General features: G+C 62.3%; 7 protein-coding genes and 2 riboswitches. Of the genes, 5 read left to right on the top strand and 2 right to left on the bottom strand.

Annotated elements, in window-relative coordinates; all coding sequences use genetic code 11:
* Positions 1 to 124 precede the first annotated feature (124 nt).
* Together ACQ4W6_RS02850 and ACQ4W6_RS02845 are read right to left on the bottom strand one after the other, a co-directional pair.
* Positions 125 to 724, bottom strand: coding sequence for a phosphatase PAP2 family protein (locus ACQ4W6_RS02850; protein WP_436565671.1), 600 nt, complete (start codon positions 722 to 724; stop codon positions 125 to 127).
* A gap of 179 nt (positions 725 to 903) precedes the next feature.
* Positions 904 to 1,464 carry an ATP-dependent Clp protease proteolytic subunit gene (locus ACQ4W6_RS02845; protein ID WP_436565670.1) on the bottom strand — a complete coding sequence of 187 codons (561 nt, stop codon included), beginning with the start codon at positions 1,462 to 1,464 and terminating at the stop codon, positions 904 to 906.
* A 168-nt stretch (positions 1,465 to 1,632) separates the two neighbouring features.
* Positions 1,633 to 1,719, top strand: a riboswitch (glycine riboswitch).
* 26 nt (positions 1,720 to 1,745) lie between these two features.
* A riboswitch (glycine riboswitch) is annotated at positions 1,746 to 1,852 on the top strand.
* Between the two features lie 79 nt (positions 1,853 to 1,931).
* Between ACQ4W6_RS02845 and gcvT the strand changes: the two genes are divergently transcribed.
* From gcvT to mgtA, 5 genes are all read left to right on the top strand, one after another.
* Complete coding sequence (gene gcvT, locus ACQ4W6_RS02840) at positions 1,932 to 3,053, top strand: glycine cleavage system aminomethyltransferase GcvT (protein WP_436565669.1); 1,122 nt, start codon at positions 1,932 to 1,934, stop codon at positions 3,051 to 3,053.
* 77 nt (positions 3,054 to 3,130) lie between these two features.
* Entirely contained in the window at positions 3,131 to 3,511 is a 381-nt protein-coding gene (gene gcvH, locus ACQ4W6_RS02835) for a glycine cleavage system protein GcvH (protein ID WP_436565668.1), read from the top strand.
* Positions 3,512 to 3,613: 102 nt separating this feature from the next.
* Entirely contained in the window at positions 3,614 to 6,520 is a 2,907-nt protein-coding gene (gcvP, locus tag ACQ4W6_RS02830) for an aminomethyl-transferring glycine dehydrogenase (protein ID WP_436565667.1), read from the top strand.
* A gap of 475 nt (positions 6,521 to 6,995) precedes the next feature.
* Positions 6,996 to 7,691: a PA4824 family protein gene (locus tag ACQ4W6_RS02825; RefSeq protein ID WP_436565666.1), complete on the top strand. Its 696-nt coding sequence runs from the start codon at positions 6,996 to 6,998 to the stop codon at positions 7,689 to 7,691.
* 69 nt (positions 7,692 to 7,760) lie between these two features.
* Positions 7,761 to 10,445 (top strand): magnesium-translocating P-type ATPase, encoded by a 2,685-nt coding sequence (mgtA, locus tag ACQ4W6_RS02820; protein ID WP_436565665.1) that lies wholly within the window; start codon positions 7,761 to 7,763, stop codon positions 10,443 to 10,445.
* Positions 10,446 to 10,468: the final 23 nt, after the last annotated feature.

Here is a 10,468-nt window from a genome sequence, read left to right as displayed (position 1 = left end):
GCGGCAGTCTGGCCACGCACCGCAGAAAAGTGGCTGATCATACCCGAATCATAGCCGCATCATAGCATTTCCTGCTGCTTTTCTGGCCAAAAAACAGCAGCTCCAGGCACGTCCTGGCGCCCGCTCACAGGGCTGGGCGCCCATCTTGCGCCAGTTTCCAGTCTTCACGGGAAAAAACGCGCTCATGGCCGGACAGCACCATGGCCAGTTTCTGCAGCCAGCGCTCGGTCGGCATCGGCTCGGCCTTGAAGCTGAGCGCCACCATCAACACCAGGCTGGTCAGGGCCAACGCATGGCTGACGGCAATATTCACGGCGCCGCGGGCATTCCACATGAAACCTTGCGCCACTGCCAGACCCAGCACGCAGCCGCTGACCGCTTCGGACACGCTGTGCGCATGCACGACGACGCGCGAAATAGCCACCAGCACGGCAAACGCCACGCCAGCCATGACGCCCGCATGGCGCCAGCGCAGCGCGGCCCGCTGCAGCAAGACATACAGCAGGACGGGAAAGACGGCGCCGGCACGCATGGCATGACCGCTGAAACCGGTAAAGTCGAGGCTGCTGCTGCCCACGCCCCAGCTCATGAAGGCCAGCTTCGACAGCACCACCAGCGCCAGGCCGCCGCCGTACCACAGGCTCCAGCTGAGCACCAGCTTCCACTGGCGCGACACCAGCAGCCACAGGGCAATCGCCACGCCTGCCGGCCCCATCAGGGACATGTCGGCCGCAAAAGAAACTCCATTCCACCAAATCATCGTGCCAGTACTTATTTCATGATCAGCTTGCACTATGCCATGACTGGCCCCTGTTTCGCGCGGCTTTTGATGCGCAGCAGCAAAGAATTACATTCCATTACAAAATTTCAACAAGAACACTCCTGCCCTGCCAGCCCAGCGGCTCAGATATTCGTCAGGCGCCTGCCCTTCGGCGGCGCAAAGTCGCGAATCGAATCGATCAAGCCCACGTCCAGCGCCTGGTCGGCCGTCAGGTGCAGGTCGGAGTAGGCGTGCACCAGCCACTGCTCTTGCGTCAGCTTGACGTGGCTGCGCAGGATGCGTTCGGTGCGCATGTCGTCGGCACGCAAGCCTTCGACGATAATGCTGAGCGCGTCGGGCCGCGAACCGGGCGATGCCGTCGCGTGCGACTTGTGCACCATGAAACGGGCCGTATCGCTGGCATGGCGCTGCCGCCCCGATAAAAACAGGGTCACGGCAATGGACGCCACGGCGCCCGCGTTATAGGTGATGATGTCGAGCGGCAACTTGGTCAGGAAGTTGTACAGACAGATGCCATCGCTGACATAGCCGCCGTTCGACTGGATCAGAATGTGCGCGGTGGTGAGCTTGTCTTCGGTGATGTCGGCCACGGCGTCGAAGACGCGCCGCACCATGTCGCTGTTGACGTCACCCGAGAGAGTGAAGTAACCATGCTGCTCGGTGTTGTTTTGCGTATCGTCCATGGCATGTACCCGCAAGAAAAACCAGAACTTCATCATAGCAAATTGGCGCACTGGAGGGCGTTCTCTTGCCGTTGCCAGCCCCGCAAACAGGCGCTTTTTCACACCTTTTGCCACACCTGAACAACGACTTTACAGATTGACAGAATACCCCTGCTGGCATATATTCCTCACACTTGATCGGGAGAGGGCAATCCAGCGTTGCCGCCGAAGGGGCACTACCCAAAAACTCTCAGGCAAAAGGACCGATCAGGCGGACTGAAGTTGTTGCTTTGGCGACAACTCAGCTCAACTCTGGAGAGCGGCCGCGGCGTGATGCCGGCGGCCCACCGAAGGGGCGCACGGGGCAAGCTCCCGTAATCTCTCAGGTACAAAGGACAGGGGGGTCAGTGATCACGATGGATAGCCGTGTCGGCTCTCCGTATTCTGTGTTCTGTTAACTTCCCCTTTACCTTCGTCCCGAGGAATCCATGACGCTCAAAGCGACCCCACTCAATAACGCCCACCGTGCCCTCGGCGCCCGCATGGTCGATTTCGGCGGTTGGGACATGCCCGTCAACTACGGTTCGCAAATCGAAGAGCACAACGCCGTGCGCGGCGACGCCGGCATGTTCGACGTCTCGCATATGTGCGTGGTCGACATCGAGGGGCCAAACGTGCGCGCCTTCTTGCGCGGCTTGCTGGCCAATAACGTCGACAAGCTGCAAGTATCGGGCAAAGCGCTGTATTCGTGCATGCTCAATGCCGAAGGCACCGTCATCGATGACCTGATCGTCTACTTCTTCAACGAAAACTGGTTCCGCCTGGTCGTCAACGCGGGCACGGCCGAAAAAGACGTGGCCTGGATGCAGCAGCAAAACGCCGCCAGCAACAGCGGCTTGACGATTACCCAGCGCCGCGATGGCGGCGACGCCATGGCCCTGGTGGCCGTGCAGGGTCCGAACGCACGCGCCAAGGTGTGGCAGGTGCTGCCGGAAACGCAAACCGCTTCCGAAGCCATCAAGCCATTCAATGTCGTCATCGTCAAGGACACGGCATTCGGCGAAGTGATGCTGGCGCGCACCGGCTACACGGGCGAAGACGGTTTTGAAATCGGCGTGGCGGCAAGCCAGGTCGAAGCGCTGTGGAACGCCTTGGTAGCCGCTGGCGTCAAGCCGGCCGGCCTGGGCGCGCGCGACACCCTGCGCCTGGAAGCGGGCATGAATCTGTACGGCCAGGACATGGACGAAACGGTCAACCCGCTCGACGCCGGCCTGGCATGGACCATCGACCTCGTCAGCGAGCGTGATTTCATCGGCAAGGCAGCCTTGCTGGCGAAAGGCCAGAACGCGCAATTCGTGGGCCTGATCCTGCGCGAAAAAGGCGGCGTGCTGCGCGCGCACCAAAAAGTCATCATCGCCGGCAGCGAGCAAACAGGCGAAATCACCAGTGGCACCTTCAGCCCGACGATGCAGGAAGCAATTGCGCTGGCACGCGTGCCGAACGGCGTGAATGTAGGCGACAGCGTGCACGTGGAAATCCGCGGCAAGCAACTGGCCGCCTCCGTCGTCAAGCTGCCTTTCGTGCGTAACGGTAAAATCCTGGTTGCGTAAGCGTAGAGCCGCCCGCGAGACCGAACAAACATCATCAATACACAAATACACAAAACACTTACCATCTGGAGCCACACATGAACATTCCTGCAGACCTGAAGTACACCGCTTCCCACGAATGGGTACGCCTTGAAGCGGACGGCAGCATCACCGTTGGCATCACCGAATACGCGCAGGACGCCCTGGGCGACATCGTCTTCGTCGAACTGCCAACCGTGGGCAACAGCTACACCGCCGGCGACGACGCCGCCGTGGTGGAATCGGTGAAAGCAGCCAGCGACATCTACGCCCCCGTATCGGGTGAAGTCGTGGCCGTCAACGACGACGTCGTCAACTCGCCAGAGTCGATCAACGCCGATGCCTACGCCAACTGGCTGTTCAAGATCAAGCCAGCAGACGTGTCGGCCCTGGACGGCTTGCTCGACGCTGCCGCCTATGGCGCCACCACCAGCGCCTAATCGCGTTTGACTCACGGGCCGCGTTTGCGGCCCGTTTGCATTTCCCCCCGCCGCGCCTGCGCGCAGCATCCCGGTTTTTCAGTCTTTTTTGGCCTCTATATCATGACCCGCACCAGCCTGACCCAACTCGAAGCACGCGATGCCTTCATCGCCCGCCACATCGGCCCTTCCCACACCGAACAGCAAGCCATGCTGGCGACCCTCGGCTACCCATCGCGCGCCGCGCTGATCGACGCCCTGGTGCCCGCCAACATCCGCAACAAGGGCGCCCTGCCACTGGGCGCGTACTCGCAGCCGATGCCGGAACAGGAAGCCTTGTCGCGCCTGAAAGCCATCGCCGGCAAGAACCAGGTGCTGAAGACCCTGATTGGCCAGGGCTATTACAATACCTTCACCCCTGGCGTCGTTTTGCGCAACATCTTTGAAAACCCCGCCTGGTACACGGCCTACACGCCTTACCAGCCCGAGATTTCGCAAGGCCGCCTGGAAGCCATTCTGAACTTCCAGCAAGTCATCACCGACCTGACCGGCATGGGCATCTCGAACGCGTCGATGCTCGACGAAGGCACGGCCGCCGCCGAAGCGATGACCCTGATCCAGCGCGTGGGCAAGTCCAAATCGAACGTGCTGTATGTGGCCAATGACGTGCTGCCGCAAACGCTGGAAGTGGTGCAGACGCGCGCCCAGCCGATCGGCATCGACGTGCGCACCTTCGATCCCGCCGAAATCGAATCGCTGGATGCCTGCTTCGGCGTGCTGCTGCAATACCCTGGCGTCAACGGCGTGGTGCGCGACTACCGCGCCGGCGTGGAAAAACTGCATGCGAATGGCGCCATGGTCATCGTCGCGGCCGACTTGCTGGCCCTGACCATGCTCACGCCACCGGGCGAATGGGGCGCCGACGTCGTCGTCGGCAACAGCCAGCGCTTCGGCGTGCCGCTCGGCTTCGGCGGCCCGCACGCAGGCTATTTGTCCACGCGCGATGAATTCAAGCGCAATATGTCGGGCCGCCTGGTGGGCGTGACCGTCGATGCGCAAGGCAACAAGGCGTATCGTCTGGCCCTGCAAACGCGCGAACAGCATATCCGCCGCGAAAAAGCCACCTCGAACATCTGCACGGCGCAAGTGCTGCTGGCCGTGATGGCTTCGATGTACGCCGTCTACCACGGCCCAGCCGGCCTGCTGCAGATCGCCCAGCGCGTGCACCGCTTTACGGGCGTGCTGGCCGCCAACCTGCAAGCTCTGGGCCACAAGGTCGTCAACACTACCTACTTCGACACGCTGACCATCAACGTCGCGGATGCAGAAAAACTGCACGCCACGGCCGTCCGTCACGGCGTCAACCTGCGCAAGATCGACAGCACCCATGTCGGCCTGTCGCTCGATGAAACCACCACGCGCGACGATATCGCGCTGCTGTGGAGCGTATTTGCCGACGGCGTGGCCAATGCGCCAGCCGCCCCTGACCTGGACTTTGTTGAAGCTGGCGTCACCAGCGCCCTGCCGGCGCAGCTGGCACGCACAAGCGCCTACCTGACCCACCCCGTCTTCAACAGCTACCACTCGGAACACGAAATGCTGCGCTACCTGCGCAGCCTGGCCGACAAGGACCTGGCGCTGGACCGCACCATGATACCGCTGGGTTCCTGCACCATGAAGCTGAACGCGACGAGCGAAATGATCCCCGTCACCTGGCCGGAATTTTCCAACATCCACCCGTTCGCGCCGGACGCGCAAACCGTGGGTTACCGCGAGATGATTTCGCAGCTGGAAGAAATGCTGTGCGCGCTGACGGGCTACGCAGCCGTCTCGCTGCAGCCGAACGCCGGCTCGCAAGGCGAATACGCCGGTTTACTGGTGATCAAGGCCTACCATGAATCGCGCGGCGAAGGCCACCGCAACATCTGCCTGATCCCCTCGTCGGCGCACGGCACCAACCCCGCATCGGCCAATATGGTCGGCATGCAGGTCGTCGTCACCAGCTGCGACGCCAACGGCAACGTGGACCTGGCCGACCTGAAAGCGAAAGCGGAAAAACACAGCGCCAACCTAGCCTGCGTGATGGTCACCTACCCATCCACCCACGGCGTGTTTGAAGAAGGCATCCAGGAACTGTGCGACATCATCCACGCGCACGGCGGCCAGGTCTACATCGACGGCGCCAACATGAACGCGCTGGTCGGCGTGGCCGCCCCCGGGTCGTTTGGCGGCGACGTCTCGCACCTGAACCTGCATAAAACCTTCTGCATCCCGCACGGCGGTGGCGGTCCGGGCGTGGGCCCGATCGGCGTTGGCGCCCACCTGGCGAAATTCCTGCCGAATCAGCGCTCTTCCGGCTACCGGCGCGACGCGGCCGATGCGGGCATCGGCGCCGTCAGCGCCGCGCCATTCGGCTCGGCCAGCATCTTGCCGATTTCGTGGATGTACATCGCCATGATGGGTGCAGAAGGCTTGACGGCAGCGACCGAGACGGCGATTCTGGCAGCGAACTACATCGCGCGCCGCCTGGCGCCGCACTATCCGGTGCTGTACTCGGGCCACGACGGCCTGGTCGCGCACGAGTGCATCCTGGACCTGCGCCCGATCACGGACGCCACCGGCATCAGCAATGAAGACGTGGCCAAGCGCCTGATGGACTTCGGTTTCCATGCGCCAACCATGAGCTTCCCCGTGCCGGGCACCTTGATGATCGAGCCGACGGAAAGCGAATCGAAAGTCGAGATCGACCGCTTCATCGACGCCATGATCGCCATCCGCGCAGAAATCACCAAGGTCGCCAGCGGTGAATTCGACCACGACGACAACCCCTTGAAAAACGCGCCGCACACGGCGCAGGTGTTGATGTCGGACAACTGGGAACGCAAGTACAGCCGTGAAATTGCGGCCTACCCCGTCGCTTCTTTGCGCCAGCGCAAATACTGGCCACCGGTCGGCCGTGCCGACAACGTGTACGGCGACCGCAACCTGTTCTGCGGCTGCGCACCGATCAGCTCTTACGAAGAAGAGTAAACGCCATCAGCCCGGCTCGCCGGGCTGATGAAAATCAAAACGGCAGGCCACGCGGCCTGCCGTTTTTTTATGGCTGCAGTGACAGCGCCGGCAACGCAGCGGCATATCCTGCCGGACTCGCTGGCCATGACGCACGCTGCCTAACATTACGCTTCAGTAATGTTGACTTATTTTGCTTGACCTCGTCCGCATGCACTTTTATCATGCGCTCATTCTTAATTCTCGGAGTTACACGTGGGAACTTGTTCTAGTGACAGTAGTCGATCTTGTATCGACGATTAATCCCAGCAAGCCCGCGCACTCCCCTGCCGCGCCTTGCTGAGCAAGGCGCGGTGCCTGCGGCAATCACTTGCCGCAACACCTCCCCCTGATAATCGGCCAGACGGCCGGCTACTGACCCCGACCCGCGGTCCGGCATGATGCCTGGCCCGGCTACAAGTCTCGCCTGTCCTCCCTGTACGCACAGGAGACGGTGATGATCTGGTATCAAACTTTACAACGCGCCCCAAGGCTGCCCGCCCTGGCTCTGGGACTGCTGCTGGCCGCCCCCGATGCGCCCGCCGGCCGCCCCCTGGCCGTGGACGATGCCAGCATCGCTGCGCCCGGCAACTGCCAGCTGGAAAGCTGGCACGAAGGTGGCGCCGGCGCCTCGGCCAGCTGGGCCATGCCAGCTTGCAATGTCACGGGCAACTGGGAAGTGGCGCTGGGCGCCGCCTCCTTCGCCGAGGCTGGTAGCCGGCGCACGGCGAGCATACTGCAAGGCAAGACCATCCTGCGTCCGCTGGCCGATGACGGCTGGGGCCTGGGCCTGGTACTGGCACGGCAACAAGGCGCGCAAGCGTCCAGCAGCATCAATCTGCCGCTCAGCCTGGCTTGGCAAGGCCAGGATACCTTGCTGCATGCCAACCTCGGCGCTACCCGCAGCCGCCACGCCGGCCGCACGGACGCCACCTGGGGCCTGGCGCTGGAGCAGCAGCTCGACAGCGCTACCGCCTGGAGCGTGGAACGCTACGGCCAGCACGGCGCTGGCGGCGCCACGCAGCTGGGCTTGCGCCACAGCGTGCTGCCGGGCCGCCTGCAACTGGACGCCAGCTGGGGCCGCCGTCTGGGCGGCGCGCGCGAATGCATCTGGTCACTGGGTCTGGTCTGGAGCGGCGCGCCGCTGCAATAAGCGTCCGCCCTTGTCCCCTGCCGGCCCTGGCGCCGTTACCTCACAACACATTGATTGAAAGGAAGAGCCATGAATCTCTTCACCCGCCTGTTCGAATCGTTCCTGCGCAAGCGCCATACGGCCGGCCATTTCCGCCGCCGCGCCATGCCGCTGGAAAACAGCAGCGCCCGCCCCGTGCCCGACCACCTGGCGCGCCAGTTGCTGGGCGCCGCCCATGAAGACCTGTCCAGCGCACTGAACCGCCTGCATACGAGGCCGGGAGGTTTGCGTGATGCCGAGGCGCAAGTTATCGCCGCGCAAACGGGTCCCAACGAGGTCGAGCACGAAAAACCGCTGACCTGGTACCAGCATCTGTGGCTGTGCTACAAGAATCCGTTCAACCTGCTGCTGACGGTGCTGGCGATTGTTTCCTACCTGACAGAAGACCCGAAGGCGACCATCGTCATCGGCACCATGGTCATTTTATCGACCCTGCTGCGCTTCGTGCAGGAAGGCCGCTCGAACCGCGCCGCCGAGCGCCTCAAAGCCATGGTCAGCAACACGGCCACCGTGCTGCGCAACGGCCAGCAAACGGAGCTGCCGATCCGCCAACTGGTGCAGGGCGACATCATCGTGCTGTCGGCTGGCGACATGATTCCCGCCGATTGCCGCTTGCTCAGCGCAAAAGACCTGTTCGTCAGCCAGGCCGCCATGACGGGCGAATCGTTGCCAGTGGAGAAGATGGCCGAACTGGCCGACGGCAATGGAAAAGACCCCATGGAACTGGCCAATTTGTTGTTCATGGGCACGAATGTGATCTCCGGCGCAGCCACCGCGCTGGTGCTGGCCACCGGCAACCGCACGTATTTCGGCACCATTGCCACGCGCGTGACGGCCACCGAGCGCACGCCCACCGCCTTTGAAGCGGGCGTCAACAGCGTCAGCTGGCTGCTGATCCGCTTCGCCCTGGTGATGGCACCGCTGGTGTTCCTGATCAATGGCTGGACCAAGGGCGACTGGATGGAAGCGTTCTTGTTTGCCCTCTCGGTTGCCGTGGGCCTGACGCCGGAAATGCTGCCCATGATCGTCACCAGCACCCTGGCCAAGGGCGCCGTGAAACTGTCGAAAAAGAAAGTCGTCGTCAAGCGCCTGGACGCCATCCAGAACTTCGGCGCCATGGACGTGCTGTGCACGGACAAGACAGGCACCTTGACGCAGGACAAGATCGTGCTCGAACGCCATACCGACGTATTCGGCAAGCCATCCGATGAAGTGCTGCAGTTCGCTTTCCTGAACAGCCACTACCAGACGGGCCTGAAAAACCTGCTCGACCGCGCCGTGCTCGACCATGTTGAATTGCAAACGGAAATGCAACTGGCGCGCGACTATGTGAAAGTCGATGAAATCCCGTTCGATTTCGTGCGCCGCCGCATGTCCGTCGTCGTTTCCGAAAGGAACGACCACCACGAGCTGATCTGCAAGGGCGCTGTCGAGGAAATCCTCGCCGCCTGCAGCCATCTGCGCCTGGGCAACATGAATGTCCCACTCGACGCGGCCCTGCTCAAGAAGGTGCTGGAAACCACGCATGGCTTGAATGCAGAGGGACTACGCGTGGTGGCCGTTGCCGTCAAGGAAGTGCCGCCGCATAAAACCGTGTATGGCGTGGCCGATGAAGCGGCGCTGACCTTGATCGGCTATGTGGCCTTCCTCGATCCGCCGAAGGAATCGACGGCGCCCGCCCTGCGCGCCCTGGCGGAACACGGCGTGACGGTAAAGGTATTGACGGGGGACAACCATCTGGTGACGGCGAAGATTTGCCGCGAAGTGGGCCTGGCCGTGCATGGCGTGCTGCAAGGCCCGCAACTCGACGAAATGGACGACGCCACCCTGGCCAAAGCGGCCGAAGATAACACCGTGTTTGCCAAGCTCAGCCCGCTGCACAAGGAGCGCCTGGTGCGCGCCCTGCGCGGCAATGGCCATATCGTCGGCTTCATGGGCGACGGCATCAACGACGCACCGGCCCTGCGCGCGGCCGACATCGGCATTTCCGTCGATTCGGCCGTCGACATCGCCAAGGAAGCGGCCGACATCATCTTGCTGGAAAAGAGCCTGATGGTGCTGGAAGAAGGCGTGCTGGAAGGCCGGCGCACCTTCAGCAACATGCTCAAATACATCCGCATGACGGCCAGTTCGAACTTCGGCAATGTATTTTCCGTACTGGTGGCCAGCGCCTTCCTGCCATTCCTGCCGATGCTGCCGCTGCACTTGCTGGTGCAAAACCTGCTGTATGACGTGTCGCAGATCGCCATTCCCTTCGACAACGTCGATGCCGAAATGATCCAGCAGCCTTTGAGCTGGAACCCGCGCGACATCGGCCGTTTCATGGTGTTTTTCGGCCCCATCAGCTCGATCTTCGACATCAGCACCTTCATTTTGATGTGGCATGTGTTTGGCGCCAATACGCCCGAACAGCAGACCCTGTTCCAATCCGGCTGGTTTGTCGTCGGCTTGCTGACGCAGACCCTGATCGTGCACCTGATCCGCACGCCCAAGCTGCCCTTCATCGACAGCATCGCCTCCGTGCCCCTGCTGGTGGCCACCACAGCCATCATGGCCGTGGGCGTGTTCCTGCCGATGGGGCCGCTAGCCACTTACTTCAAGCTGCAAGCCTTGCCACTCGCCTATTTCCCGTGGCTGGTGGGCATCCTGGTGGGCTACACCCTGCTGACGACGCTGATGAAACGCACCTATCTGCGCAAATTCGGCTGGCAATAGTATGATGAAACGCTCTTTCCCCC

This window comes from Janthinobacterium woesei (assembly GCF_051380875.1).
Lineage (GTDB): Bacteria > Pseudomonadota > Gammaproteobacteria > Burkholderiales > Burkholderiaceae_D > Janthinobacterium.
Note: the sequence above shows the minus strand (reverse complement) of the source record. Positions and strands in the feature narration are given on the sequence as shown.

Coding starts and splice junctions, on each gene's coding strand:
- gcvP (WP_436565667.1), top strand. CDS start 3,614: ATGACCCGCACCAGCCTGACCCAACTCGAAGCACGCGATGCCTTCATC.
- ACQ4W6_RS02825 (WP_436565666.1), top strand. CDS start 6,996: ATGATCTGGTATCAAACTTTACAACGCGCCCCAAGGCTGCCCGCCCTG.
- ACQ4W6_RS02850 (WP_436565671.1), bottom strand. CDS start 724: ATGTCCCTGATGGGGCCGGCAGGCGTGGCGATTGCCCTGTGGCTGCTG.
- mgtA (WP_436565665.1), top strand. CDS start 7,761: ATGAATCTCTTCACCCGCCTGTTCGAATCGTTCCTGCGCAAGCGCCAT.
- gcvH (WP_436565668.1), top strand. CDS start 3,131: ATGAACATTCCTGCAGACCTGAAGTACACCGCTTCCCACGAATGGGTA.
- gcvT (WP_436565669.1), top strand. CDS start 1,932: ATGACGCTCAAAGCGACCCCACTCAATAACGCCCACCGTGCCCTCGGC.
- ACQ4W6_RS02845 (WP_436565670.1), bottom strand. CDS start 1,464: ATGGACGATACGCAAAACAACACCGAGCAGCATGGTTACTTCACTCTC.